This window comes from Ruegeria sp. AA6 (genome assembly GCF_056542865.1).
The window spans coordinates 123,798-150,685 of record NZ_JBQGAN010000002.1; the positions used below are offsets into that span (position 1 = coordinate 123,798).

The window sequence follows — 26,888 nt, forward strand, 5'->3', positions numbered from 1 at the left end:
CCATGCGCCTGAATGAGATCACCTATAACAACTCCGCCCCGGTCGACGGGTATGGCCCCGGTTTTTTTCGGATCGGGGGACAGGTTTTTGAGGGCGGCGTTCTGACCGGCCCAACGGGAACGGCAGCATGGGGTGGGTACGAGGACGACGCGCCATTATTGGCCCTGGCTGAGGCCGTGGACGTCCTGCTCATCGGTACGGGGGCCGATCTGGCGCATATCCCGTCGGACCTGCGTTCCGCCTTGGAAAGCGCCGGAATGGGCGTTGAGATCATGAACTCCCCAGCCGCATGCCGGACGTACAACGTGCTGCTGTCCGAAGGTCGCCGCATAGCTCTGGCCTTGTTGCCGGTCTGAGGACCTGCGTCAAATCTCGCCTTTTGCCCCTGACGGCAATCAGATAAGCGGGTCTCATGACATTGACCGTAACTGATCTGGCCATCACCCGTGGCGGCGTTCCCGTACTTGAGGGGCTGAATTTTTCACTGCCCCCTGGTAAGGCGCTGATTCTGCGCGGACCGAATGGAATTGGTAAAACCACGCTGCTTCGCACATTGGCCGGGTTGCAACCGCCGCTGGCCGGGCAAATTGACGGTGCCGAGGATCAGATCGCCTATGCCTCGCATTCCGACGGGTTGAAGCCGACGCTGACGGTCGTTGAAAATCTGACCTTCTGGGCCTCGGTTTTTGGCACGAACGACATCCAGCCCGCGTTGGACGCCTTTGCCCTGAATGAGCTGGCAGATCGCCACGCGGGCAACCTGTCGGCGGGTCAGAAACGTCGTTTGGGGCTGGCACGGATGCTGGTCACGGGACGGCCGATCTGGATGTTGGATGAGCCAACCGTCTCGCTGGACCGCCACGCGGTGCAGATGTTCGCCGACGCCGTGCGCGCGCATCTGGGGCAGGGCGGGTCCGCCCTGATCGCCACCCATATCGACCTTGGCTTGGACGGAGAGGTTCTGGACGTTGGTCCCAACAAGGCCAAACCCAAACCCATTGAAGACTTTGACGGAGGCTTCCTGTGATCGCCCTGCTGCTGCGCGACCTGAAACTGGCCTTCCGCGCGGGCGGCGGATTTGGCCTCGGTCTGGCGTTTTTCCTGATTGTAACGGTTCTGGTGCCGTTTTCGGTGGGGCCGCAATCTTCGCTGCTGTCCACAATCGCGCCGGGTGTCCTATGGCTGGGCGCGCTATTGGCCTGTCTGCTGTCGCTGGACCGGCTATTGGCGTTGGATTGGGAGGATGGCTCGCTAGATCTGCTGGCGACCGCACCACTGCCGCTGGAAGCCGTGGTCTCGATCAAGGCTTTGGCGCATTGGCTGACCACCGGGCTGCCTCTGGTTCTGGCTGCACCGTTTCTGGGTGTGCTACTGAACCTGCCGGTGCCAGGGTTCTTTTGGTTGGTGATCTCGTTACTCATTGGCACACCGGCCATGAGCGTCATCGGAACTTTTGGCGCGGCCCTGACGGTTGGCCTCAAGCGCGGAGGGTTGTTGTTGTCGCTTTTGGTCTTGCCGCTTTATGTGCCGACCCTGATCTTTGGGGCCGAGGTCGCGCGTCGTGGTGCAACAGGGATGGAGACACAAACGCCACTGCTGATGCTGGCAGGGATCACCGCAGCCACGATTGCCCTGCTTCCATTTGCCAGCGCCGCAGTGCTGCGCATCAACCTTCGGTGACGCGGTCAAACTTTGACCGATGTCAATTGAGAACAACCCCGACTCGGACTAGATAAGGCCCATGTCTATCGCAGCCAAAGCCAACGCCCTGTGGGAATATGCCAACCCGCGAAAGTTCCTTGCGACCAGCGAACGGGTACTGCCGTTTTTCTGGATCACTTCTGCTGTCTGCATCGTGGTGGGGCTTGTGTGGGGGTTCTTCTTTACGCCAGACGATTACAAGCAGGGCTCGACCGTCAAGATCATCTACCTGCATGTTCCGGCGGCGCTGATGGCCATCAACTGCTGGCTGATGATGCTGGCGACTTCGTTGGTTTGGCTAGTACGGCGACACCACGTCAGCGCGCTGGCGGCCCGAGCGGCGGCCCCCGTGGGTGTCGTCATGACGTTGATCGCATTGGCGACCGGGGCAATCTGGGGTCAACCGATGTGGGGGACCTGGTGGGCGTGGGACCCACGTCTGACGTCGTTCCTGATCCTGTTCCTTTTCTATCTTGGTTATGTCGCCCTGTGGGAAGCGATCGAAGACCCCGATACTGCGGCCGACTTGACCTCGGTCCTGTGTTTGGTGGGGTCGGTCTTTGCGCTTCTCAGCCGCTATGCTGTGAATTTCTGGAACCAGGGGCTGCATCAGGGCGCGTCTGTGATGCGTGCGGCGGCAGTAACCGGGGCGGACACCGAAGAGAAGGTGAGCAACATCTATTTCTATCCACTGTTGCTGTGCATCATCGGGTTCGTATTGCTGTTCATCGCTTTGGTTTTGTATCGCACGGGCACTGAAATTCGCGCGCGTCGGATCAAGGCGCTGCTGGCACGGGAAAGGGTAAACGGATGATGCCTGATCTTGGAAAATACGCCGATACGGTTCTGTGGTCCTATGCGGCCTCGATTGTGCTGCTGGTGCTGCTGATCGTGTTCAGCATCATGCGCGGTCGCAAAGTACGAACCGAGATGGAAAAGGTCGAACAAAGGATGACGCGCAATGGCTAAGATATCGCCCCTGATGCTTGCGCCGCCGCTGATCTTTGGTGCTTTTGCGGTGCTGGCGGGCATCGGAATGTTCCGCGATGATCCTGATGCGTTGCCGTCGGCTCGTGAAGGCCAGCCGGCGCCGCCAGTGGTTCTGACCGAGTTTCCGGGCAAGACGGTTTTCGACGATGCGACTCTGCGGGATGGTGAAGTTAAACTGGTCAACTACTGGGCCAGCTGGTGCGCGCCCTGCCGAGTGGAACACCCGAACCTTGAGGCGCTGTCCAAGGAAGGCATCCCGGTATACGGCGTCAACTACAAAGATCAGTTGGACAATGCCGAGGCCTTTCTGAGCGAGCTGGGTGATCCCTACAAGGGCATCGGGCGCGATGAACAGGGGCGTATGGCGCTGGATTGGGGCGTTTATGGCGTGCCGGAAACTTATGTGGTCGATGGCGACGGCAAGATCATCCTGCGCTTTGCCGGACCTGTAACCCAGCGTGTGATCGAAAGCACGATCCGTCCAGCGTTGGAAGAGGCCGGTCAGTAGCCCCGACGCTGCCAAGCGGAGCGTGCCTGCGGCACGCGCTCTATCTTTGGGCTTGTGATCATAGCCCTTGGAAAGCGAAAGCCCCGGCGCGTTGGCCGGGGCTTTGTTGTATCAATCAGCCTTCGCCAGATTGCGCAGCACGTATTGCAGCACACCGCCATTCTCGATGTACTCGATCTCGGGCGCGGTATCGATGCGGCACTTGAGGGTGATGGTCTTTTCGGTGCCGTCACCATAAGTGATGGTGCAGGGAACCTCTTGCAGCGGTTCGACCGCGTCCAGCCCGTGGATCGAGACGGTCTCATCGCCTTTCAGACCCAGTGTCTTGCGATTGTCGCTGCCGGTGAACTCGAACGGGATCACACCCATGCCCACAAGGTTTGAACGGTGGATACGTTCAAAGCTTTCCGCGATCACCGCCTTGATGCCTAGCAGAGCCGTGCCCTTGGCCGCCCAATCGCGGGACGAACCCGCGCCGTATTGCTCGCCACCGAACACCACCAGCGGGGTGCCTTCGGCCTGATAGGCCATAGATGCGTCATAGATCGACGTTTGCTCGCCGTCCGGCCCTTTGGTGTAACCGCCTTCGACGCCTTCGAGCATCTCATTCTTGATGCGGATATTGGCGAAGGTGCCGCGCATCATGACCTCGTGGTTGCCACGGCGCGATCCGTAGGAGTTGAACTCGCGCGGTTGCACCTGACGTTCGATCAGGTACTTGCCTGCGGGCGTGGTGGTCGCGAACGACCCGGCGGGCGAGATATGGTCGGTGGTAACCATGTCGCCCAGAATGGCCAGAACCTTGGCACCTTCGATGTTCGAGATTGTGCCCGGCTCAGGCCCCATGCCTTGGAAATAAGGCGGGTTCTGAATGTAGGTCGAGGTTGGCGGCCAGTTATAGGTTTCCTGCTGTGGAACCTCTACCTCACGCCATTTCTCGTCACCTTTGAACACGTCTGCATATTTTGACTGGAACGCGTCGCGGGTGACTGTCTGTTCGACCAACTCTGCGATCTCGCCTTGGCTGGGCCAGATGTCTTTCATGAAGACATCATTGCCGTCCCTGTCCTGACCGATCGGTTCCGAGGTCAGGTCGATATCCATCGTGCCCGCCAGTGCATACACGACGACCAGCGGCGGTGAGGCCAGATAATTGGCGCGCACATCGGGTGAGATGCGGCCTTCGAAGTTACGGTTGCCAGACAGGACTGATGTGGCGACCAGATCGCCCTCGGCAATCGCTTCGCTGATCTCTTTCTGGAGCGGGCCTGAGTTGCCGATACAGGTGGTGCAGCCGTAACCCACAAGGTTGAACCCGATGGCGTCTAGATGCTGTTGCAGCCCGGCGGCCTCAAGATATTCGGACACAACTTGCGATCCGGGGGCCAGAGACGTCTTTACCCAGGGCTGTCGGTTCAGGCCCAGTTCATGCGCCTTTTTTGCCACCAAACCAGCCCCGATCATTACATAGGGATTCGAGGTGTTGGTGCAGGAGGTGATCGAGGCGATCACGACCTTGCCCGATTCAATGCCGTAGTTTTCACCTTTGACTTCGACCTGTTTACCCATCGGGCGTTTGAAAGTCTCAGCCATTTCCTTGGTGAAGGCGGACTTGGCATCGGTCAGCGCGACGTAATCCTGCGGACGTTTCGGCCCAGAGATCGCCGGAACGATAGTGCCCATGTCCAGCGTCAGCGTGTCGGTATAGATCGGCGCATAGTTCTCATCCCGCCAGAACCCGTTTTCCTTGGCATAGGCTTCGACCAGCGCAAGGCGATCTTCATCCCGCCCGGTATTGCGCATGTACCGCAGGGTTTCGCCGTCGATCGGGAAGAAGCCACAGGTCGCACCGTATTCCGGGGCCATATTGGCGATGGTTGCCCGGTCGGCCAGAGGCAGACGGTCCAGACCTTCGCCGTAGAATTCAACGAATTTGCCGACAACGCCCTTTTCGCGCAGCATTTCAACGACCTTGAGGACCAGATCGGTACCAGTGGTGCCTTCGACCATAGAGCCGGTCAGTTCAAAGCCAACAACCTCGGGGATCAGCATCGATATCGGCTGACCCAGCATTGCGGCCTCTGCCTCGATACCGCCAACACCCCAACCCAGAACGGCCATGCCGTTGACCATCGTGGTGTGACTGTCAGTGCCGACTAGCGTGTCAGGATAAGCGACGTCTTCTCCGTTTTGGTCAGTGTCGGTCCAGACGGTCTGGGCCAGATATTCCAAGTTTACCTGATGGCAGATACCGGTTCCAGGTGGCACAACGCGGAAATTGTTGAACGCGTTCTGACCCCATTTCAGGAATTGGTACCGCTCCATGTTCCGCTCATACTCACGGTCTACGTTCATTTGGAACGCGCGCGGGTTGCCGAATTCGTCGATCATGACCGAATGGTCGATCACCAGATCCACCGGGTTCAGTGGATTGATCTTTTGCGCGTCACCGCCCAGAGCTTTGATGCCGTCGCGCATCGCGGCCAGATCGACTACCGCCGGGACGCCAGTGAAATCCTGCATCAGGACACGGGCCGGGCGATAGGCGATCTCGCGTGGATTTTTGCCGCCATTGGCCGCCCACTCGCCGAACGCCTTGATGTCATCGACCGAGACCGAGAAACCGTCATCTTCGAACCGCAACATGTTCTCGAGCACAACTTTCAACGCAGCCGGCAGCTTGGAAAAATCGCCCAGACCGGCCGCTTGCGCGGCGGGGATCGAGTAATAAGAAATGGATTTGCCATTCACGCTCAGGCTGCGGCGTGTCTTGGCGGTATCCTGACCGACTTTAATGGGCATGTGATGGCCTCCCTCTCAAATATTTTAGATTTTGGGATTCGCTGTTTGTTTTCTTTAGCATGATTGCTGTTCGTTCAAGGCATATATACCTTGAATTTAAAGTTGTATGCAAAGGTATACTATGCAAGGGGGCTCCGTCAAAAATCTCAAGAAACCTTGATTGGAGGTTGAACGCCGATCCGTTTAAACCAGTTGAGCACCCTGAAAGCCCGAGTTTTCATATGTTCAGAATTGCTCCAGCGACCATTTGTCTTTCCCTTTTATTTGCCTCTTCGGCGATGTCCGAAGGTGACCCGGTTGTGGTCGAACTGTTCACGTCGCAGGGATGTTCGTCTTGTCCGCCCGCCGACCGGCTGATGCACGATCTGGCGCAGCGCGATGACGTGATAGGGCTGGCCCTGCACGTGGACTATTGGGATTATATCGGTTGGGCGGACGAATACGCCAACCCCGATCACACCTACCGTCAGCGCGCCTATGCCCGGCAGGGCGGTCGATCAATGATCTACACACCGCAGATGGTCGTGAACGGGCAGCAAGACGTGGTTGGCGCGCAATCGCGGGAATTGGACCGTCTGATTGACGCGCACCTCAAAGCTGCTCCAGAGGCTGAGGTCAAAGCGACACGATCAGGAAATGACGTGACGGTGAATGTCACTCCGGTCGAGTTGCAGGACGGTGATGTCTACGATGTGCGATTGATCCAGTACTCGCCAATGCGTCACGCCTCAATTCGTCGCGGAGAGCTTGCGGGGCACGAACTTGATTACGCGAATGTAGTGGAATCCTGGCGGGTGGCCGGGCAATGGGACGGGGTCGCGCCGCAGCAGTTTTCGGCGGTGTTGGCATCGGACCTGCCAGCTGTGGTGCTGGTGCAAAGGGCCGGTCATGGTCCAATCGTAGCGGCCACCAAAGTTAAGTAGTCAGGGCATGTCTTCGGGCTGCACACCCAAACGCTTCCAAGCTTTCCAGCGCCGGTGAATCCAGAACCATTGACCCATATGCTGCCGGACGACAGCCTCAAGATCGTCATTGGTGAACTGAGTCATGGTTGAGGGATCTGTATGCGGCACCGGATCGTGCAAAACAATCTCAAAATCAATGCCGTTCGGCTGGCGAATGGCATAGCAGGGGACGAGGTCGGCCTTGTACTTCATCGCCAATTCCGCGTTCAAAACTGACGTCACCGCGGGTTTTCCGAAAAAAGTCAGTTCTTCACCGCCATGGGCATGCAGGTCTGAAACAATGGCAATAATGCCGCCCTTTTTGAGAGAGCGCACCATCTCAACCATCCCACGGCGGCCCTGTTCAAACATCGGCGCACCGGTTTTGTAAAAGGCGTCGACATACATGTCGTTGAAGTAGGGGTTCGCCATGCGGCGATAAAGGCAACCAATGGGCTGTCCGCTGCGGTGTTGCAGCGCTATGCGGGCGGCCAAATAGTGCCCGAAATGCGCCGTAATCATCATAACCGGTCGACCCTCGGCCACGGCCGCGTCAAACTTTGCTAGTCCGGGGCCGGAAATCTTGGCTTTGGCTTGGCGTTCGGTGAAATCCTCGGGCGAGAAATGCTCCATTATCGCGCGGCCCGCATTGTCGGGAACTGCTCGGCAGATGCGTTTGACCTCGGAGGCGGGAAGGTCGGGGCAGGTCAGCTTCAGATTGCTTTGCACGCGTTTCGTGAACCCGACTAAAGGGGCAACACCTCGTACAATGGCTCCCATCGTGGCGATGCGCCGCTCATAGGGCAGCATGCGCATGGCGCCAATCAAGCCTTTCAGAAACAGCCCGGTGACATAGTACTTCCGAAGCGCCCCTCGGCTAAGTTCCGACTTTTCGACGGGCATATGTTGGTCTCACCGGCTGTTTCGATTTGCCGGGTCAGACATACAAGGCGCTTCCGCTGACCACAAGCGTTCCAATGTACAGGTGGCGTGGACGTCAACTATTCGTCTGCTTCTTCTTCGACCAGAGTGATCGTCCCTTCTTTGACCAGTTGGCGGACCGCGCCTACAATCCGTGTCATTGCCTCTTCGGCTTCAACTTGCTTGACTTTGCCACGCTCCCCGATTTCTTCGCGGAGGTTGTCAGCCATTCTCGAAGACATGTTAGCGAGTAGAAACTCCACCGTGGCTTGATCGTCATCCGTTGTTACCCCGGCCAGCGCGGTGACCAGATCGGTTTGATCCACGTCCCGTAAAATTGCCGGGACATCACGGGGCAAGACCCGAGCCGGAATATGCGCAAAGGTAAAGATAGAACGGCGTACAACGCTGGCGAAATCCGAGTCCTGCTCATCCAGAGCTGAAAGTAGACCATCGCGTGTTGAGGCCGCCGTTTGGTTCAAGATCGCACCCACGCGCGCGCCGGGGCCGTCGGCGAAGGCCTGCGAGGGGCGTTGATCCAACTGCGCCGCCAGCGACCAGCCGATGCGTTCGACCGCTTCGGGCGTCACGTTTGCGGTTTTGGAGATTGCATAGGTGATCCGTCGCGCAACTGGGCCAGGCAGATGCCCAAGTAGCTGCGCCGCTTTCGATGTCTCTAGCTTTGACAGTATGACCGCTGCGATTTCCGTACTCTCGGCCTGAGCGATAGTGGCCAAATCCTCGGTCGGCGTTTCGCGTAGACGCTGCCACGGGTCGCCGATCTGGCGCACCCCGGCGACTTTGCGCAGACGTGCCGCCGTTGACGGGGCGATTTTACCGTCCACCGCATCCAACGCACCAGCCAGCCCATGCGGAAAAGACAGACCAAGACCCTCAAGCGCTTCAGCGAACTCTTGCGCTACGGCGTCAAGCGTGACCCGGTCCACCAAACCCATCTGTCCCAGTTGATGGGTCAGTTTTTCCTGAAGATCGTCGGGAAGTTCCTCTAACGGGATATCAGCGCCCTCGTTCAGCAATAGGCGTACAACGACTGCGGCCTTCTGCCGGTTGCTGAGCGCGCGTGGGACGACGCGCGGTGTTTCGTCATTCTGATCCAGCCCGCGGTTCGCGCCCGGTGCCACTTGAACCAATGTATTTGTGTCCTGCATCTGCCTGCGGTGCCAAAATTTCGTTCCACAGGCAGATTAGGGAGAGTCGGGTAAAGAAAGCCTGAAGTTTAGTAGTTGTAGGTCAGACCAGTACGGATTGCTTCGCGCAGCGATGCCTCGGCCCATGTGCCTTCACCGCCACGCGCCTTGATCTCGCGCCATTGTTCGATGGCCAGATCGGTTCTGCCTTCGGTGACAAACCCCTGTCCCATATAGCTGCGGGCAAGGATGTTATCGGGGTTGGCCTCGATGGCGTTGTTGTAGAACACACTGGCCAGCTCCAGCTCACCCATCTTGCGGTAGGTAAAGCCCCAATAGGTCAAAACGCGATCATCGTTTTGGTCCATGATGCGCAGAATGTCTTGAGCATTTTCGAATTGGCCGTCATAGGCCAGCTCGCGAACGGCGTCGTACAATTCATCCTGGGTAAAGTTGGTCTTGTTCGGTTTGACACAACGCCCGGCGTCCTTGTCGTAGACGCGGCCGAACAAGCACTTCTTAGTCGTATTCGTTGGTTTGGGTGGGGTGGTAGCACCGCCACCGCCGGCCGCATATACGACCGGTGCGAAGGCAAAAGCCTGAAGGGCAATAGCTGAAACCAATACGAGACGCATTTTCCTACTCCATTCTTTAGGCTGCTCTGAACAAGCATAGCGCGATCTGATAAAAAGCTAACAATCGCGCCCTCGCTTTTATTCACAAGTAGGAAAGAATATTCTTAGCTGTTGGTGATTTTTGCGCAGGTTTGCGTTTCAGAATCCCAATAGGTTCCTTCCGCGCAAGACTGGGTTTGCTTGGTATGAGCACTGCATGCCAGTGCAACGGATGCGGAACAGCAAAGGGCGAATGCGCAAATCAGTGTGCGGACCATGATGTTTCTCCGGTTAGGAAATGCCTTTGTAGCATAGCCGAATTTGCACCGTCTGGCAAAAGAACAAGGCCCGGATCGCGTCAAGCGAACCGGGCCCGTTGAAGCGTTTGAAACGTCAGGGATTATTCGCCAAACACGCGGGCAAAGATCGTGTCGACATGCTTGGTGTGATAGCCGAGGTCGAATTTCTCTTCGATCTCTTCCGGGCTCAGCGCGGCGGTAACGTCGGGGTCGGCCAGCAGTTCCTCTTTGAAATCGGTGCGATGTTCCCAAACCTTCAGCGCGTTGCGCTGAACCATGGCATAGGCATCTTCACGGCTGACACCGGCTTGGGTTAGGGCCAGTAGAACCCGCTGGCTCATAACCAGACCGGGGAACTTGTTCATGTTTTCGATCATGTTCTCGGGGAAGATCAGCATTTTGTCGATCACGCCGGTCAGGCGGGCCAGTGCAAAGTCCAGCGTGATCGTGGCATCCGGGCCGATCATCCGTTCGACCGAGGAATGCGAGATGTCACGCTCGTGCCAGAGCGCCACGTTCTCCATCGCCGGGATCACGGCTGCGCGCACCATGCGGGCCAGACCGGTCAGGTTCTCGGTCAGGACCGGGTTTTTCTTGTGCGGCATCGCCGAGGAGCCTTTCTGACCCATCGAGAAGAACTCGGCCCCCTCAAGAACCTCGGTCCGCTGCATATGGCGAATTTCGATGGCGATGTTTTCGATGCTGCTGGCGATTACGCCCAAGGTCGCAAAGAAGGCAGCGTGACGGTCGCGCGGGATAACCTGAGTGCTGATCGGCTCGGGCACCAGCCCCAGCTTGTCGCAAACATGTTCCTCGACCTGCGGGTCGATGTTGGCAAAGGTGCCGACGGCACCGCTGATCGCGCCGGTAGCGATTTCGGCACGGGCGTCGCGCATACGTGACAGGTTGCGGTCCATCTCGGCATAAAAACGCGCGAAGGTCAGGCCCATGGTGGTGGGTTCAGCGTGGATTCCGTGGCTGCGGCCGATGCGGATTGTGTCTTTGTGTTCTATTGCGCGGCGTTTCAGGGCAGCCAGCAGACCTTCGAGGTCGGCGATCAGCAAGTCGGCGGCGCGGGTCAGCTGGACGTTCAGGCAGGTGTCCAGCACGTCCGAGCTGGTCATGCCCTGATGGACAAATCGCGCCTCTTCGCTGCCGACATGCTCGGCCAGGTGTGTGAGGAAGGCAATGACGTCGTGTTTGGTGACGGCCTCGATCTCATCAATGCGGGCCACGTCGAACTCCACATCCTTGGCTTTCCAAACGGCCTCGGCATTTTCGCGCGGGATCACGCCCAGATCGGCCATGGCGTCGCAGGCATGGGCTTCGATCTCGTACCAGATGCGGAACTTGGTCTCGGGCGACCAGATGGCGACCATGTCGGGGCGGGAATAACGTGGAATCATTGGCGGCGAGACCTTTTTGTGCTTGGGATAGGGCGTTCGCGGGCGGTTTAAACCCGCAATCCCCAAGGAACAAGGTACGAGTGCAGGTATGAGACGGTTTGCCCTGATTTTGGCCCTTTGGCCCGGCCTTTTGGCCGCAGACGAGTTCCGAGCGCTGACCGGAGACCAGATTCTGGCGGCTTTGACCGGCCAAAAGCTAGATTACGGGAACGGTGTTTGGCAGACCTTCGACGATACAATGCTGACCCAGTATTACTCGGGCAGCCCCAGTTCGGGGCGCTGGGCGGTGCGCGAGGATCGGTATTGTTCGCTTTGGCCTCCGTCGGATTTGTGGGCCTGCTACGACGTGCAAAGGAACGGCGACGAAATCCGGTTTGTCGATGACAATGGCGATGCCACTGACGGGAAACTTGTGGATTGATAGGGTTAAACCTTCTTTCCAGTATCAAGCCTGAACAACGCTCTGGGAAAGGCATAAGATTTTTCCCACTCAAGTGATACTGGACAAAACCGGTTGATAGAGTTCAATCTGTACCAAAGAAATCATCAGGTTATTAAGATATGCGTATTGTTACTGGCTCAACCCTAGCCGCCTGTGCGGCCCTTTGGCTGGGTGCTATGGCTCCGGCATCGGCGGACACTCCGGTCACCTATACGGATTCAGGTCGCGCGTTATTCAGCTTTGCCGTACCAGACTTCTGGGCCGTGCGCACGGGCGGCCCGCGTGAGATTGAGGACACCGAACTGGGTGACCTCCGCGCGGTCGCACGTGTCATGGCCATACGGCCTGTGACGGATGATAATGTCTGGATGGGGTTTGTCTCTCCTTCTGGTGTCGCCTCGATTGAAGGCGGGCTGCGGTATCTAGAGGATATTGACAAGTTTCTGGTCGAAGATCCGTCAATCTCCAGCACCTCTGATACCCGTATCGGCGGTTTGCCCGCGCGGGTGATCCGGGGTACCGGTACGCGTGATGGGCGCGGCATCAACTTTACCGCCACAGTGATCGATCTGCCAAACGGTCGTGTGGCCGTGGTTGTGGCTATCCTGCGCAATGGGGCCGATCCGGCCTATACGGACGACTTGAACGCCGTTTTCGCGTCGTTTCGGGCTTTGCAGTAAGGAGGGGCGCAGATGATTACCAAACGCATCAAACGTGTCATCCTCGCCCTGGGGCTTGGGGCAGCAGGTTTCACCTTGTCTGCCTGCGATGGCGTGTCGGTCGGGGTTGGCTACGGTTACGGGTATGACCCGTTCTATGACTCGATGCTGTGGAACGACTATTACCGGCGCGATGTTGACGTGGATATTGACGTTGACCGCCCCCCGCGTCCCAAGCCGCCCGCAGGCAAACCTCCGGCAAGGCCAAAGCCACCAATTGCAAAACCCCCATCGCGACCGCGTCCACCAGTGGCGCGCCCGCCGACGGCAAGGCCTCCGATCCATCGTCCTGCACCCAGGCCGCGGCGATAGGTTATGCGGGTCAGGCCAGCAATTCAGTTGTAATGTGGGCTGACCCTTCCAACGTTCTGTGAACGGGGCATTTATCGGCAATTTCCAACAGACGGGCCCGTTGTTCCTGATCCAGCGGGCCCTCAAGACGGATTTTTCGCCGGAACTGGTCAATTTTGCCATCTCCGGCCAACCCCGCATCCTGCCCGTGTACCTTATTGTGGCAGACGTCGACGGTGATACCTGTCAGAGGCCACCGTTTGCGCCGCGCATACATGCGGATCGTCATCGATGTGCAAGCACCCAGTCCAGAGGACACAAACCCATAGGGCGACATGCCCTTGTCGGTGCCGCCGTAAGACTCGGGCTCATCTGCTACGGCGTGATGCCGGGGGCCGGACTGGATGTCTTGCAGGAAGCCTGCGGCGTCGACCTCGGTCACGCGTACGACGCCTTCGGGGGCACCCGGAGGCGGCGCTGGCGGGCAAAGGGTGACGTAACGCTTCACCCAGGCGGCAATCACATCCGCCGCGTATTCGGCGTCGGGCGCGCGCGAGATCAGGTGATCGGCATCATCAAGCGTAACAAAGCTTTTGGGGTGTTTAGCGGCGAGGAAAATGGTGCTGGCATTGTCGATGCTGACAGTTTCATCGCGCGGGGCGTGCAGGATCAGCAGCGCGGCCTTCAGATCGGCAATCGCGGGCATCAAAGCGGTTTCCGAGATGTCATCGACAAAGGCTTTGCCAATTCGGAAAGGACGGCCCCCCAGCATGACCTCGGCCGAGCCATCCTGTTCGATCTGCGGCAGAGCGTCCTCGAAGTGATGCGCGACATGACCCGGATCGGCAGGTGCGCCCAGCGTGACCACTGCCTTGACGCTGGGAATACCCGCACGGGCGCGCAGGACAGCAGCCCCGCCCAGTGAATGACCTATCAGCAGAGCAGGGGCCATGTTGCGCCCGGCCAGAAAATGTGCGGCGGCGATCAGGTCTTCGACGTTCGAGGTGAAGGTGGTGTTGGCGAACTCGCCGCCGGAATGCCCCAGGCCCGTGAAGTCAAAGCGCAAAACAGCGATGCCCATAGCGGCCAAACGGGAGGCGATCCGGCGGGCCGCGGGAATGTCCTTGGAACAGGTGAAACAATGCGCAAACAACGCAGTCGCCAGCACCGGCCCATCCGGCAGATCAAGGCGCGCAGCCAGTTGGTTGCCGTCGTGGCCGGCGAAAGTAATGCGTTCGGTGGGCATGACACTTCCTTACATATCGGGATGCACCCAATATTGTGTGCTACCGTCTGAGGGCTCAACCCCATTGTAAGAAGCGTCACGGGAAGGTGAGGAAAATTCGGGGCTAATTGAAAAATGGTAAGTTCAAATTTTGTGATGTTGGTGCGCGCAAATATTCGTTTTTCTTATTCACCGAATGCCCCCATGTTGCAGCTGTCACAAACGGCAAGCCAAGGAGGCTTACATGGCACATACCGCATCCGCCCCACGTGGCGTTGTTTTCCGCCCTGATCTTTTGGTCATTATCGCATTGACCGGAGTGCTGGGTTTCACCGTCGGGCAGAACTGGAAACCGGCGGCGTCAACAACAGTCGAAGCCGCCATTCCATCCGAAGACTGGCACGGCAACGTTCGGCGCTCAACCTGGCCGGACTGAGCCCTTACGCCTGACCCATCAACTGTGGATCAAACGGGTAAGTGGTGAGGTTTTCATACCCGTCCTCGGTGATAAGCACTTGATCTTCCAGCTTGATCGAGAAGTCGCCGCCAACCTCGCCCACGGCGGCTTCGACACACAGAACCATGCCGGGCTCAAGCGGATAATCGTAAGAGCCCGCAACGGCCTTATCTGGATAAGCGACCAGTGGCCACTCATCGCACAGACCCACACCATGCATCAGGCAGCCGTATTTCTGCGCCTGAAATTTGTCATCCAGCTTATGCGCGTTCGCCGTTAGCTCGGGGATCATCACGCCGGGTTTGAGCATCTCCATATTGGTCCTGATGTGTTCATGCGCGTGCTGCATGGCATAAACCATGTCGGGGCGAGGTTTCTCGTCACCAATCCACCACGTGCGTGAGATGTCGATGCAGATGCCGTAGGACCCGATCAGGTCGGTATCAAAGGCGATGATTTCGTTCTTTTGCGTGATACGCGGACCACATTCCTGAAACCAAGGGTTGGTGCGTTGACCTGAGGCGAGCAGGCGGGTTTCGATCCACTCACCGCCACGCCGGATGTTTTCGGCGTGCAGAACGGCCCAGATATCATCCTCGGAAGTTTTGCCGTCACCCACATTGGCGCGGGCGAATTTCTCCATCTCGGCCACGGCGGACTCGCAGGCATGGTGGGCGCAGCGCATTGCCATGATCTCGTCCGGGCCTTTGATGGCGCGGGTCTTTTCAGTGACCTCTTCGCCTTCCATGATCTCAAACCCTTGCGCTTCAAGCGCGCGCAAGCCGTGCAGCATGATCTTGTCGACGGCCAGACGTTTGTTGCCACCGCTGTGTTCTTCGATCAGCAGCCGCACCTCGTTCGAGAATACGTCGGCCGCCACATCCACCTTGTCGCCCCGATCGAAATAGAACAGATCCGCGCCCGAACGCTGTTCGCGTACCAGCGGGTTGAAAGTCGAAAGGAAGGGTGAGTTCTTATAGTCCCAGATCACCATGTATCCATCCGCGCACAGCAGCACCGCACGGAACGGGTTGTGGGTGTTCCAAAGCTGCATATTGGTGCTGTCGGTGGCATAGCGGATGTTCAGCGGATCGAACATCAGCAGCCCGCCATAGCCGCGATCAACGATCGCTTTGGTCAAACGCTTCCAGCGATATTCCCGCATCCGTGCCAGATCGGGCAGGGCAAGCCCTGCGGCTTCCCATTCGGCAAAGGCCAGTTGTGTTGGGCCGATCTCGATCCGGTCATTCTCATTCGGGGTGCCGTCGCCAAGGGTCGCGCCTTTGGTCGGGTCGATCTTGCGGCTGTCGCGGTAATGCTGGTTCATTCTGGGTCTCCCTGCCTGATTTTGCAGCGTGGAGAATCATTTGCTTCGCGTCTTTTTGGTTTGCGACCGTGCACCGGTCGCTTTTTGACCGACAACCGGGCAAACAGGTGCTAGGTCCAATCTATGACGATCCTTCAGACTTCAATCCCATATGATCCGCTGACGCCAAGACCGTTGCCGGGCATTCAGCCCGCCAGCATGGATGACTGGCTGCATTGTGATGAGGCATTTGCCTCCCAGATGCGGCGACGGGCAGAGTTGTTGGCCCAACGAAAAGAAGAGGTTCTGGCGCTGAATCCAAGTGCAGAACCTGCCGCGCAAGAGCTTTTGGATTTAGTCCTGATGTATGCCTATCCAGAGAGTTCGGACTATGTCACCCGTCCTGATGGGCAAGTCGTCGATGTTGACCGCGCAAAACCTCTGGAGACGTTGTGTCAGTTGGTACAAGAAGACTTTTGCATCCTGCAAAAGCACGGGGACGAGCACGTACTGACCGGAGCCATCCTGTGCTTTCCTGCCAGTTGGCGTTTGTCAGAAAAGTTCATGCGCCCACTGATCGACATCCACGTTCCGGTGGCCAGCTATGACGAAAGCATCGCGCGCAGAGTGCAGCGTTTGTTTGATGGGATTCAGACGGGACGCCCCCTTTGGCGGTTCAACGCGCTTTGGTACGAAGACGCCGAGCTGTTTCAACCCCGTAGTGCCAGTGAACCGCGCGATATCAAAACTCCGGGGGGCGCACCGTATATGCGGAGCGAGCGACAGACGCTGTTGCGATTGCCGGAAACGCGGGCGGTGGTCTTTTCGATCCACACCTATGTGCTTGAGGCTGAGTACCTGCCAAAAATGGAAAACCCCGCCTGATGGCGGGGCCTCCAAGGAGGGTCTTCTGGTTTAGTGCTACATGCCCAACGCATTGGCGACACCGGCGAGCGCTCCGCTTGTGCTGAGAGCGGAGATCGCGACGGAGTAGGCAAGTACCTGAGTATTAAGGCGAAAATCTTCACCCTTGATCAGGTTAACTGCGGCGAGGGAGGCCGCAATGGGAACCGAAACGCTAGCCACGGCACCAGTTAATCCCCATGTGGTAAGTCGCAGGATATCGCTGGGTTTGTCGTGGTCGAGGGGGTGTGCGTCTGCGTCCCCATCAGTAGGTTGCTCGATTGGTTCTGTCCGAAAAGCGATGTTGAGCAATTGCTCGTCCGACAGTTGGATTGGCCGGGCTGCTGGTTTCAGCGCCTCTTTTTGTGGCTCTTCCAATTCGTCGTCATCGCTGATGCTCAGTCCCGCAAACGGGCCTGAAACTGCCTCAAAGATTTGTTTTCTGTTGCGTGATTTGGTGGGTGTTAAAGTGTCAAAGGCGCTCATAAATTGTTCAATGGTAAGCACTGTATTGGGTGACAACCATTCAACGCGCTGCGTCGCGCAGATATCGACCATACGATACAGGATGACCACCAGCATAAGCTCAGAAACCTCGGTGTCGTCCAGCAGGGCAGAGACGGGCGAGATGGTGATCGACAGCCGGTTATTCGGTACAGTCACTATAGGTCTGGGGCTGGTCTTTAACCCGACTGCGCGGTCCAACCGTTCGAACCGGTCTTCGGCGCAGGCGACTTGAACGTCCAAGGTCAGGCGCACCAAATACTGGCTGGACACAACGCTGGCCTCGGTTTCGCTAAGGATGTTCTTGCGCTCAACCAGGTGGCCGTAGTCTTCCAACGTCGCGGCGACGATTGTGCCAAAGCGTTCAATCGCGCCTTCGGTCTCACCGTTAAATTGAAGACCACCGTGATAGCTGTGCTTCGGAGTCACTGCGCATTCCTTTGTCGCATCCTGTCTTAGGAAACAGGTTAACAATGGATATGGGACAGATTTGGGCAGAAATGGAGAAAAATGAGAAAACGCTAAGATTGATTACTCTTTGGAAACCTAGGCATTTTAGGGGCCGTTTAATGTCTGTGGCAATAATGTGGCCGGATTGCGAAGGGCGCGCGCAAGTTTGTGGCAAAGGTCAGCCGTCGATTCGGGCTGCCATAATTGCAATGGACTGCTGATAAACCGAGGCTGCATTCCATTGCTGGATCACTTGAAAGTTCGGTTGTCCAGGTTGATAGCCACGGCCCGGTTTCCACCCTTTCTGCCGAAGGAAATTGGCGGTTGAGGCCAGCGCATCGGTCATATTGTAGAAATCGACGCGTCCATCACCCGTGGCATCGACACCATAGGTCAACGCGTTACCGGGCAGGAACTGAGTGTGCCCTAATTCGCCATGCTTTGCGCCTTTGGTGGCCGTCGTAATGCTGCCTTGATCGACCAGTTTCAGGGCTCCGATGGCATGGGGGATAAAGAACTCGGATCGGCGACAATCATAGGCCAGAGTCGTTATTGCTGACACAACCTGACTATCGCCCATGAAATTCCCAAACCCGGTTTCCATCCCGTGGATGGCGATCAGTACACCGCTGGGGACACCGTATTGGCGTTCCAACGCGGCGTAAAACTGAGGGTTGCGCGCTTTGCGCTTTCGCCCTTGCGCTACGATAGTGTCGGCGCCCCGGACGCGCATGAATTTGTCCAGCGAGTATTTAAAGCTTTTTTGATTGCGGTCTGCCGCAATAGTGCGGGTGGCATATTGGCTTTGGGCCAGCGCTTGCAGTCCTTTCTTTTTTACCCCGGCCTTGCGGGCTTGCTTCGCAAAGCTCGACTTCCATGCCTCAAAGCCTGAACCTGTGTTGCCGCAGGATGCAGCCAATCCTGAAGAGGCGATGGAAATGACCAGTGCAGCCACCGGGGCGATGAACAGTTTCATATGCCACTCACTTTCGATCAGAAGGACGATTATTCATACGATAACCGGCCCGATCATCGCATAGAAGTGAAATGACCAAGCAGCTTGGAAAACGGTGGGCTCTGCCGGCCACTGTACCACAGCGCCCTTGACCGAGCTTTCCTTGGGCGTGTTCTATGAGGTGGAATTCATTAGTTTAAGGTGGATTGCCCATGGGTACAGATGTGAACCGGCGTTGGTGGATACTTGGGGCGATGGGCGCAATTCTTGGGGTCATCTTGCTGGATGAAACCGTGGTGGGTGTTGCGCTGCCCACAATCCAATCCGAAGTCGGCCTCAGCAGTCTGGAGTCGCATTGGGTGGTCAATATATACCTGCTGGTCCTTGCTGCACTGGCGGGGGCGGCGGGTCGTCTTGGTGACACAATCGGTACGCGCAACCTTGTGGTGGTGGGGCTGTTGATATTCGGTCTTGCGTCGCTTGCGGCGGGGTTCGCCCAAAGCGGAACCGCGCTTGTCGTTTCAAGAGCCGTGCAGGGTGTGGGGGCCGCGTTGATCTTTCCGCTTTCGCTCGTTCTTGTGTCGATGTCCTTTGACGAGGCTGAACGTGGTATGGCACTTGGCATCTATGGGGCCATCGGCACCAGCTTTTTGGCTCTGGGGCCGGTGGTTGGCGGATTGCTGACGGACTATCTGTCTTGGCGTTGGATCTTCTGGATCAATCCGCCGATCGTCCTGATCGTTGCCTGTATCACCTGGATTTATTGGCGTGACCCGCCCCACCGGGAAGAGCCGGGCTTTGACTGGGCGGGGCTGCTTTTGCTGGTCGGCGGTCTTGGTTTGACAGTGTTTGGAATCATGGAAGGCCCCGAGCGCGGCTGGGGCCGACTGGATGTATTGGGGCCGCTGGCGATTGGCGTCGTGATGCTGATCCTTTTGGTAATGACCGAACTGCGCGTGCAGGCCCCGTTGATCGCGATGCGGCTGTTTTCGAACGGGACATTTGCAGCATCGAACATGATCGTTCTGCTGGCGCAGTTCGTGAAAATCGCCACCTTTGTCTTTGGCGCGATGTACTTTCAGACAGTGTCTGGACTATCTCCACTGATGTCCGGCGTTGCCTTGTTGCCAGCGGTCGTGCCGCCGGTTCTGACGGCGGCTTATGCCGGAAAAGTAGCTGACCTCTATGGGACGCGACTGCCGTCTTTAGGAGGAGTTCTGGGGACGCTGATTGGTCTGATCGCGATGGCTGCCGGCATGCAAGTCGGGGTCAACATGTTCATCTACGCCGGGTTGCTTTTGTCAGGCATTGCCATTTCATTCCTGTTTGTGCCGCCACAACGCGCCGTAATGATGTCGGTGCCGATGGGGATGCAGGGGCAGGCGGGGGGCATTGTGCTCAGCAGCCAGTTGCTGGGCGGGACGTTCGGGATGGCGATTTGCAGCACGGCTTATGCCATGACTGGCTCTTTCTCGGCGGTGTTCTGGATCACTGCCGCCTTTGCCGCTGCGATCCTTATCTACGCTTATCTCGCGTTGGCGCAGACAGACCCCGTTAGATCCGACAGCGCCTAAACGAAAAAGGGCGCCCCGCAGCGGGACGCCCCAAATTTAGTGCACAGCTTGACTTAGCAGCTGTAGTACATGCCGTATTCAACCGGGTGCGGCGTGTGCTCGTAGGTTTCGACCTCTTCCATCTTCAGTGCGATGTAGCCGTCGATCTGGTCTTTAGTGAACACGTCGCCCTGCAGCAGGAAGTCGTGATCAGCCGCCAGTGCTTCCAGAGCTTCGCGTAGGCTGCCGCAGACGGTCGGGATGTCGGCCAGTTCTTCGGCAGGCAGATCGTACAGGTTCTTATCCATGGCTTCGCCCGGATCGATCTTGTTCTTGATGCCGTCCAGGCCAGCCATCAGCAGAGCGGCAAACGCCAGGTAGGGGTTCGCAGCTGGGTCAGGGAAGCGAGCTTCCACGCGCTTGGCTTTCGGGCTTTCAGTCCATGGAATACGGACACAACCCGAACGGTTACGAGCCGAGTAGGCGCGCAGGACAGGAGCCTCAAAACCCGGGATCAGACGCTTGTAGCTGTTGGTCGACGGGTTGGTGAAGGCGTTCAGGGTCTTGGCGTGCTTCAGAACACCGCCGATGAAGTACAACGCTTCGTCCGACAGATCAGCGTATTTGTCGCCAGCGAACAGAGGCTTGCCGTCTTTCCAGATCGACATGTTCACGTGCATACCGGTGCCGTTGTCGCCTGCGATCGGCTTCGGCATGAAGGTCGCCGATTTGCCGTAGGCGTGTGCGACGTTGTGGATGACGTACTTGTACTTCTGCAGCTCGTCCGCTTGCTTGGTCAGGCTGTCGAAGATCAGGCCCAGTTCGTGCTGACACGAAGCAACCTCGTGGTGGTGCTTGTCAACTTTCATGCCCAGACGCTTCATGGTCGACAGCATTTCCGAACGCAGGTCTTGCGCCTCGTCGATTGGGTTGACCGGGAAGTAGCCACCCTTGACGCCCGGACGGTGGCCCATATTGCCCATCTCGTACTCGGTGTCAGTGTTCCACGACGCGTCGGTCGCATCAACTTCGTAGGATACCTTATTGATGCTGTTCGAGAAACGGACGTCGTCGAACAGGAAGAATTCGGCTTCGGGACCGAAGAAAGCTGCATCGCCAATACCCGAAGATTTCAGGTACGCTTCTGCCTTCTGCGCCGTGCCGCGCGGGTCACGCTCATAGGCTTCGCCGGTGTCGGGCTCAACAACCGAGCAGTGAACGCAGATGGTCTTTTCCGCATAGAACGGATCGACATAGGCGCTTTCGGTGTCGACCACTAGTTTCATGTCGGATGCTTCGATCGACTTCCAGCCCGCGATGGACGAACCGTCGAACATGAAGCCTTCGTCCAGGAAATCTTCGTCGACTTGGTCGGCCATCAGGGTCACGTGCTGCAACTTGCCGCGCGGGTCGGTGAAACGAACGTCGACGTACTCGGCGCCTTCGTCCTTGATCAGCTGAAGAACTGCGTCCTTGCTCATACTTGCTATTCCTCTGAGTTGAAGAGTGGTTTGTTACAGTGCTTCCGAACCGGTCTCGCCGGTACGAATGCGAATGGCTTGTTCTACGGGCGAGACAAAGATCTTGCCGTCGCCGATCTTGTCGGTCTTGGCTGCGGACACGATGGCCTCGATTGCGGCATCAACCTGATCGTCATCCAAAACGACCTCGACCTTTACCTTGGGCAGAAAGTCGACAACGTATTCCGCACCGCGATAGAGTTCCGTGTGGCCTTTTTGACGGCCGAACCCTTTCACCTCGATCACGCTGAGGCCCTGGACGCCAACGTCCTGCAGTGCCTCTTTTACTTCGTCCAGTTTGAACGGCTTGATGATCGCTTCGATCTTCTTCATCCCGGGCTCCCTTTAACACTTGTCAGGATGGCACTGAACACGTCTAAGATCGGTCGGCAATCTGATTGCGAAAATGGCCGCACCCTTGTGCGGAGAAAATAGGCGGCAGGTGAAATTTTAACCGACTTGCACAAAAATTAATCAAAATTGAATCGCCGGGGGATTTGTGATGACGGAATTGCTGACAGCTGCGCAAATGCGGGCCATCGAACAGGCCGCGATTGAGTCCGGTGAGGTGACCGGGCTGGAGTTGATGGAGCGGGCCGGGCAGGGCGTTGTCGAGGCGATCATTGAAGAGTGGCCGGAACTGGCAAAATCACCTGACCGGGCTGTGGTTTTGTGCGGGCCGGGGAACAATGGGGGCGATGGGTTTGTGGTCGCGCGGCTGTTGAAGGAGCAGGGGTGGGAGGTCGAGGTTTTTCTGTATGGCGATCCCGAAAAGCTGCCGCCGGATGCGCGAGTGAATTACGATCTATGGCTGGAGGCAGGGGAGGTTGTACCGCTGACCGAACAGGGCATGCGCAAGGGTGATTTTGCCGATCTTTACGTTGACGCTCTGTTCGGGACGGGACTGAAACGCGGTTTGGACGGTGAATTATTCAACGTCGTTCGGCATCTTTCTGGTGTGGATGGGGACTACTACACAGACCGAATGGTCAGTATCGACGCCCCATCCGGCTTGTGTTTGGACAGTGGGCGGGTGTTGCATCAAGAGCCTTTGAGCCTATGGCCTCGCGAGTTGCTAGACAGTGTTCCTGCAGGGGTGCGGCACAAGGCTGCCAACGCGGGCGGCGCGCACGCTTTGCGCGACCGTTTTGCTCGGTTGACCGTGTGTTTCGACAGCCCAAAGCCCGGGCATTTTCTGGCGCAAGGGCCAGATTTGTGTGGCACGCTTGTTGTCAAAGACATCGGTATCTCCAAGCAGCGTTGTCGCTTTAACGGCGAATCATATGACAGTGCATTCACATTTGGCCCCACACATTTTCCCGGGGCGAGTCGCCCTGCCTTTCTGACCCTTTCTGAGTCACCGGGTCGCGTGAAGGACGAGCGAACATGGGGCGGGCTGCCCCTCTATCGTTTGCCCAAATTCAAACAGCATCACAAATACACCCACGGCCATGCCCTCATTCTTTCAGGCGGCTCCGCGAAAACCGGGGCTGCGCGGCTGGCGGCACGGGGTGCTTTGCGCATTGGGGCAGGGTTGGTGACGTTGGGTGTGCCTCCATCCGCCCAATTGGAGGTTGCCGCTCAGGTCACTACCATAATGTTGCAGCGTATTGAAGGCGCTGATGGTCTGACCGGAGTGCTGGCAGATGAACGGCTGAATGCTCTTTGCCTCGGTCCCGGCCTGGGAGTGGAGCGCTCGCGAGAGTTGGTACCGGTTGCTCTGGCGGCCAAACGCGCGACGGTTTTGGATGCCGATGCTTTGACCGCTTTTGCGGATGATCCGGCGGTGTTGTTCTCTCAACTCCACGAAAACTGTGTTCTGACGCCACATGGCGGAGAGTTTTCGCGGTTGTTCCCGGACATTGCCGAGAAACTGGCGGCAGTACCAACCAAAGGCCCAGCCTATTCCAAGGTGGACGCCACCCGCGAGGCCGCCGAAAGGGCAGGGTGCGTGGTGTTGTTCAAAGGGCCGGACACGGTGATCGCCGCCTCAAATGGGCAGTGTTCGATTAACGCGGCTGTGTATGAGCGCGCGGCTCCTTGGCTGGCAACTGCGGGTGCGGGCGATGCGCTGGCAGGCTTTATTGCTGGGCTTCTTGCCCGAGGGTTCAGCGCGATGCAGGCGGCGGAAACGGCCGCTTGGTTGCATGTGGAATGTGCGCGAGCATTTGGCCCGGGTTTGATTGCCGAAGATTTGCCCGAGCAATTGCCTAAAGCTTTTAAACAATTGAATATTTGATTGCTTGAGCGGGTTTTGGCCGATCCAGTCACCCTTCGGCGGCAATTGGCCGACGGGTCTGCGATGTAGTCAAAGCGAGTGTTTGCCAGACGCATGGCTAGACGTCAGAATTCTCTTGGAGGGGGACTCCGACTGCGGTCTTTCTGCAGATAATACGTTGATTAAAATGGGAATTACTTCTGACTTTCGTACTCTGAGTGGCAGACATGCAATACATCGAAAGTATTGGAGGTGGCCGCTGGTACTTTGGCTGTGTGCACGCGATTGATGAGCATCGAAAGCCGGAATTTTCAAGGTGAATGAAATGACCCAAAAACAAAAACTGTCCTCAATCGCTGCGATGCTGGTTATGACAACGGCACTTCCAGCGGCGGCGGAGTTGAAATACGAAAACAACAGCGGCGGTTATGTGCTGTTGTATGGTCAGTTCGACCCGGTGATCGTGTCTGTTGATGACGGCGAGGAAACCGAGACTCGTTTACTGGACAACGACCTGTCCAACAGCCGGGTGGGTCTGCGCTTGATGCAGCCTTACGGCAGCAACGAGTTCATGTTCCGTTTTGAAACCGGCTTGGGTTTGCCAAGCACCGGAACGGCCAACCAGGATGGAACAAATACCAACGGGTGGACTCGTGAAGACATCCGCCATGTCGATTTCTCGCTTAAAGGTGGGTATGGCAAATTCTCGGCCGGTCAGGGAAGCATGGCGTCCGACGGGGCCGCAGAAAGAGACCTGTCCTATGTAGGAACTGCCCTGTATTCGTTTACCAACGATGAAAACGGAGCCTTTTTCTACCGCGGTGCCGACGGTGTCCTGAGCGATATCACCGTTGGGGACTCGGCAAGCAACTTTGATGGCGCACGTCGTGGGCGCATCCGCTATGACACCCCAGATTTCAACGGGTTCTCGGCCGCGATTGCCTATGGGCAGAACATCCTGTCCAGCAGCGATGACGATGACTATTACGACATTGCGATCAACTACGGCAACACCTTCGCCAATGGAGTGGAGTTCGCGGCAAGCGTTGCCTACGCGGTGCGTGACTTCGACGATAACCCGGGTGAACGGAAAGATACGATCGGCTCAGCCTCGGTACTGCTGCCGAGTGGTTTCAGCTTTACAGCGGCTCTCGGGTCGCGTGACGATACCGCGACGGGGGCAAGTGACCCGGATTACTGGTACACCAAATTGGCCTATGAAGGGGACTGGGTCTCCTGGGGTAAAACCGGTGTTGGTATCGACTACTTTGATGGCTCGGACTTCGAGAACGATGGCTCCAGCACCAAGTCTTGGGGTATCGCGGTTGTTCAGCGGATCGACAGCATCAATACCGATGCGTACCTGAAGTATCGCAACCACGATTTCGACGATACCGTTGATTTCGACAAGAACGAAGCGTGGGTTTTGGGCGCAATTTGGAAGTTCTGACGACGTACCACTTCAATTCAAAGCGCCTCGGTTCTCTCCGGGGCGTTTTTTTGTTCAAATCGGCGGCAAATCAAAGCTGACTTGGGCATTGCCCCTTGCACGCGGGCGGTAGGGCAAATAGAAGGCGTCAAATTTGCCCGGCGCGCCGTTTTGCGCGCCCCGAATCCTATGGGGACTACCATAATGCAGGTTACCGAGACGCTGAACGAAGGTCTGAAACGCGGCTATAACATCGTCGTATCCGCGGCTGAGCTGGACGACAAAGTGAACGAAAAACTGGTCGAAGCACAGCCTGAGATTGAGATGAAGGGCTTCCGCAAAGGCAAGGTGCCGATGGCACTGTTGAAAAAGCAGTTCGGCCAGCGTCTGTTGGGCGAAGCGATGCAGGAAAGCATCGACGGTGCCATGAACAAACACTTCGAAGACAGCGGTGAGCGTCCGGCGCTGCAGCCCGAAGTCAAGATGACCAATGAAGACTGGAAGGAAGGCGACGACGTTCACGTCGAGATGTCCTATGAGGCTCTGCCCGAGATTCCGGAAGTTGACCTGAAATCCGTCGAACTGGAAAAGCTGGTCGTCAAAGCTGACGATGCGGCCATCGAAGAAGCGCTGGGAAGCCTGGCCGAAACCGCGCAAGACTTCAAGGCACGTCGTAAGGGTTCCAAAGCCAAGGACGGCGATCAGGTTGTGATCGACTTCGTTGGTAAAGTGGATGGTGAAGAGTTCGAAGGCGGTTCGGCTGAGGACTATCCGCTGGTTCTGGGTTCCAACAGCTTCATCCCTGGCTTTGAAGAGCAACTAGTTGGTGTGAAGGCCGAGGAAGAAAAAGACGTGAACGTCAAATTCCCCGAGGAATACGGCGCTGAGCATCTGGCGGGCAAAGAAGCCGTCTTCACCTGCACCGTGAAAGAAGTGAAAGAACCTGTCGCTGCTGAGATCAATGACGAGCTGGCAACCAAATTTGGTGCCGAAGATCTGGCTGGTCTGAAAGCTCAGATCGCCGAGCGTCTGGAAGCAGAATACAACGGTGCATCGCGCGCAGTCATGAAGCGTGCCCTGCTGGATGCGCTGGACGAGAAGGTTTCGTTCGACCTGCCGCCGTCGCTGGTTGAAGCCGAAGCCAAACAGATCGCACATCAGCTGTGGCACGAGGAAAACCCTGAGGTTGAAGGCCACGATCACGATCCGATCGAGCCTACAGAGGAGCACAACAAACTAGCTGAACGCCGCGTGCGCCTAGGCTTGCTGTTGGCTGAGCTGGGTCAAAAGGCCGAGGTTGAGGTCACCGATTCCGAGATGACCCAAGCGATCATGAACCAAGCACGTCAGTACCCAGGTCAGGAACGCCAGTTCTTTGAGTTCGTGCAGCAGAACGCTCAGATGCAGCAGCAGTTGCGCGCACCAATCTTTGAAGACAAAGTCATCGACTATGTTTTCGAACTGGCACAGGTTGCCGACAAGGAAGTCAGCAAAGACGACCTGCAGAAAGCCGTTGAAGCACTGGAAGAGGAATAATCCTCTTTCACCCATCTTGGCATGGGCTCAAAAAGGCGGAGCCGTCT

27 protein-coding genes are annotated in these 26,888 nt (G+C 57.3%); 16 read left to right on the forward strand and 11 right to left on the reverse strand.

Annotated elements, in window-relative coordinates; all coding sequences use genetic code 11:
* The first annotated feature begins 2 nt into the window (after positions 1–2).
* The 6 genes from ACR0LN_RS03605 to ACR0LN_RS03630 all read left to right on the forward strand — a co-directional run bounded on the left by ACR0LN_RS03605 (position 3) and on the right by ACR0LN_RS03630 (position 3,199).
* On the forward strand, positions 3–356 hold the full coding sequence (locus ACR0LN_RS03605) for an Mth938-like domain-containing protein (protein WP_480427836.1): 354 nt from the start codon (positions 3–5) through the stop codon (positions 354–356).
* A 56-nt stretch (positions 357–412) separates the two neighbouring features.
* On the forward strand, positions 413–1,027 hold the full coding sequence (gene ccmA / locus ACR0LN_RS03610) for a heme ABC exporter ATP-binding protein CcmA (RefSeq protein WP_480427837.1): 615 nt from the start codon (positions 413–415) through the stop codon (positions 1,025–1,027).
* Entirely contained in the window at positions 1,024–1,680 is a 657-nt protein-coding gene (ccmB, locus tag ACR0LN_RS03615; protein ID WP_170414442.1) for a heme exporter protein CcmB, read from the forward strand. The genes ccmA and ccmB overlap by 4 nt, the downstream gene beginning before the upstream one ends.
* A 61-nt stretch (positions 1,681–1,741) precedes the next feature.
* Positions 1,742–2,515, forward strand: a complete 774-nt coding sequence (locus ACR0LN_RS03620) for a heme ABC transporter permease (protein ID WP_480427838.1) — start codon at positions 1,742–1,744, stop codon at positions 2,513–2,515.
* Positions 2,512–2,670 carry a heme exporter protein CcmD gene (ccmD, locus tag ACR0LN_RS03625; RefSeq protein ID WP_480427839.1) on the forward strand — a complete coding sequence of 53 codons (159 nt, stop codon included), beginning with the start codon at positions 2,512–2,514 and terminating at the stop codon, positions 2,668–2,670. The genes ACR0LN_RS03620 and ccmD overlap by 4 nt, the downstream gene beginning before the upstream one ends.
* Complete coding sequence (locus tag ACR0LN_RS03630) at positions 2,663–3,199, forward strand: DsbE family thiol:disulfide interchange protein (RefSeq protein ID WP_480427840.1); 537 nt, start codon at positions 2,663–2,665, stop codon at positions 3,197–3,199. The genes ccmD and ACR0LN_RS03630 overlap by 8 nt, the downstream gene beginning before the upstream one ends.
* 111 nt (positions 3,200–3,310) lie before the next feature.
* On the opposite strand, the gene acnA is transcribed toward ACR0LN_RS03630, so the two are convergent.
* A complete protein-coding gene (gene acnA, locus ACR0LN_RS03635; protein ID WP_480427841.1) occupies positions 3,311–6,001 on the reverse strand; it encodes an aconitate hydratase AcnA in 2,691 nt (896 codons plus the stop codon).
* A gap of 221 nt (positions 6,002–6,222) precedes the next feature.
* Here acnA and ACR0LN_RS03640 point away from each other — a divergent pair, with 221 nt between their 5' ends.
* On the forward strand, positions 6,223–6,924 hold the full coding sequence (locus ACR0LN_RS03640; RefSeq protein ID WP_480427842.1) for a DUF1223 domain-containing protein: 702 nt from the start codon (positions 6,223–6,225) through the stop codon (positions 6,922–6,924).
* Here the strand turns inward: ACR0LN_RS03640 and ACR0LN_RS03645 are convergent, their stop codons facing one another.
* The 4 genes from ACR0LN_RS03645 to purB form a co-directional block, all read right to left on the reverse strand.
* A complete protein-coding gene (locus ACR0LN_RS03645) occupies positions 6,925–7,848 on the reverse strand; it encodes a lysophospholipid acyltransferase family protein (protein ID WP_480427843.1) in 924 nt (307 codons plus the stop codon).
* Positions 7,849–7,946: 98 nt separating this feature from the next.
* Positions 7,947–9,035, reverse strand: a complete 1,089-nt coding sequence (locus ACR0LN_RS03650; RefSeq protein WP_480427844.1) for a flagellar motor switch protein FliG — start codon at positions 9,033–9,035, stop codon at positions 7,947–7,949.
* 68 nt (positions 9,036–9,103) lie between these two features.
* On the reverse strand, positions 9,104–9,649 hold the full coding sequence (locus ACR0LN_RS03655) for a tetratricopeptide repeat protein (RefSeq protein WP_480427846.1): 546 nt from the start codon (positions 9,647–9,649) through the stop codon (positions 9,104–9,106).
* Between the two features lie 379 nt (positions 9,650–10,028).
* A complete protein-coding gene (gene purB, locus ACR0LN_RS03660) occupies positions 10,029–11,333 on the reverse strand; it encodes an adenylosuccinate lyase (protein ID WP_480427847.1) in 1,305 nt (434 codons plus the stop codon).
* Positions 11,334–11,421: 88 nt separating this feature from the next.
* Between purB and ACR0LN_RS03665 the strand changes: the two genes are divergently transcribed.
* The 3 genes from ACR0LN_RS03665 (at position 11,422) to ACR0LN_RS03675 (ending at position 12,806) form a co-directional block, all read left to right on the forward strand.
* Positions 11,422–11,754, forward strand: a complete 333-nt coding sequence (locus tag ACR0LN_RS03665) for a hypothetical protein (protein WP_480427848.1) — start codon at positions 11,422–11,424, stop codon at positions 11,752–11,754.
* A 140-nt stretch (positions 11,755–11,894) separates the two neighbouring features.
* Positions 11,895–12,455, forward strand: a complete 561-nt coding sequence (locus tag ACR0LN_RS03670; RefSeq protein ID WP_480427849.1) for a hypothetical protein — start codon at positions 11,895–11,897, stop codon at positions 12,453–12,455.
* A 12-nt stretch (positions 12,456–12,467) separates the two neighbouring features.
* Positions 12,468–12,806: a hypothetical protein gene (locus ACR0LN_RS03675; protein ID WP_480427851.1), complete on the forward strand. Its 339-nt coding sequence runs from the start codon at positions 12,468–12,470 to the stop codon at positions 12,804–12,806.
* Positions 12,807–12,816: 10 nt separating this feature from the next.
* On the opposite strand, the gene ACR0LN_RS03680 is transcribed toward ACR0LN_RS03675, so the two are convergent.
* Positions 12,817–14,031: a bifunctional alpha/beta hydrolase/OsmC family protein gene (locus tag ACR0LN_RS03680; RefSeq protein WP_480427852.1), complete on the reverse strand. Its 1,215-nt coding sequence runs from the start codon at positions 14,029–14,031 to the stop codon at positions 12,817–12,819.
* Positions 14,032–14,254: 223 nt separating this feature from the next.
* Between ACR0LN_RS03680 and ACR0LN_RS03685 the strand changes: the two genes are divergently transcribed.
* Complete coding sequence (locus ACR0LN_RS03685) at positions 14,255–14,446, forward strand: hypothetical protein (protein ID WP_480427854.1); 192 nt, start codon at positions 14,255–14,257, stop codon at positions 14,444–14,446.
* A 4-nt stretch (positions 14,447–14,450) separates the two neighbouring features.
* On the opposite strand, the gene dddP is transcribed toward ACR0LN_RS03685, so the two are convergent.
* The gene (dddP, locus tag ACR0LN_RS03690; protein ID WP_480427856.1) at positions 14,451–15,794 is read right to left on the reverse strand and encodes a dimethylsulfonioproprionate lyase DddP; all 1,344 of its coding nucleotides are present in this window, start codon (positions 15,792–15,794) and stop codon (positions 14,451–14,453) included.
* Between the two features lie 123 nt (positions 15,795–15,917).
* Here dddP and ACR0LN_RS03695 point away from each other — a divergent pair, with 123 nt between their 5' ends.
* On the forward strand, positions 15,918–16,658 hold the full coding sequence (locus ACR0LN_RS03695; protein WP_480427857.1) for a heme-dependent oxidative N-demethylase family protein: 741 nt from the start codon (positions 15,918–15,920) through the stop codon (positions 16,656–16,658).
* 36 nt (positions 16,659–16,694) lie between these two features.
* Here the strand turns inward: ACR0LN_RS03695 and ACR0LN_RS03700 are convergent, their stop codons facing one another.
* Both ACR0LN_RS03700 and ACR0LN_RS03705 read right to left on the reverse strand, forming a co-directional pair.
* Positions 16,695–17,609 (reverse strand): hypothetical protein, encoded by a 915-nt coding sequence (locus tag ACR0LN_RS03700; RefSeq protein WP_480427858.1) that lies wholly within the window; start codon positions 17,607–17,609, stop codon positions 16,695–16,697.
* A 199-nt stretch (positions 17,610–17,808) separates the two neighbouring features.
* Positions 17,809–18,606 (reverse strand): lytic murein transglycosylase, encoded by a 798-nt coding sequence (locus ACR0LN_RS03705; RefSeq protein ID WP_480427860.1) that lies wholly within the window; start codon positions 18,604–18,606, stop codon positions 17,809–17,811.
* Between the two features lie 191 nt (positions 18,607–18,797).
* Between ACR0LN_RS03705 and ACR0LN_RS03710 the strand changes: the two genes are divergently transcribed.
* Positions 18,798–20,159 (forward strand): MFS transporter, encoded by a 1,362-nt coding sequence (locus ACR0LN_RS03710; protein ID WP_480427861.1) that lies wholly within the window; start codon positions 18,798–18,800, stop codon positions 20,157–20,159.
* A 53-nt stretch (positions 20,160–20,212) separates the two neighbouring features.
* On the opposite strand, the gene glnA is transcribed toward ACR0LN_RS03710, so the two are convergent.
* Positions 20,213–21,619, reverse strand: coding sequence for a type I glutamate--ammonia ligase (glnA, locus tag ACR0LN_RS03715; RefSeq protein WP_480427862.1), 1,407 nt, complete (start codon positions 21,617–21,619; stop codon positions 20,213–20,215).
* 33 nt (positions 21,620–21,652) lie between these two features.
* Entirely contained in the window at positions 21,653–21,991 is a 339-nt protein-coding gene (locus tag ACR0LN_RS03720; protein WP_170325301.1) for a P-II family nitrogen regulator, read from the reverse strand.
* Positions 21,992–22,160: 169 nt separating this feature from the next.
* Here ACR0LN_RS03720 and ACR0LN_RS03725 point away from each other — a divergent pair, with 169 nt between their 5' ends.
* The 3 genes from ACR0LN_RS03725 (at position 22,161) to tig (ending at position 26,841) form a co-directional block, all read left to right on the forward strand.
* Positions 22,161–23,897, forward strand: a complete 1,737-nt coding sequence (locus tag ACR0LN_RS03725) for an NAD(P)H-hydrate dehydratase (RefSeq protein ID WP_480427863.1) — start codon at positions 22,161–22,163, stop codon at positions 23,895–23,897.
* Between the two features lie 304 nt (positions 23,898–24,201).
* Positions 24,202–25,326, forward strand: coding sequence for a porin (locus ACR0LN_RS03730; protein ID WP_480427865.1), 1,125 nt, complete (start codon positions 24,202–24,204; stop codon positions 25,324–25,326).
* Between the two features lie 183 nt (positions 25,327–25,509).
* Positions 25,510–26,841: a trigger factor gene (gene tig, locus ACR0LN_RS03735; protein ID WP_480427866.1), complete on the forward strand. Its 1,332-nt coding sequence runs from the start codon at positions 25,510–25,512 to the stop codon at positions 26,839–26,841.
* The last annotated feature ends 47 nt before the right edge of the window (positions 26,842–26,888 follow it).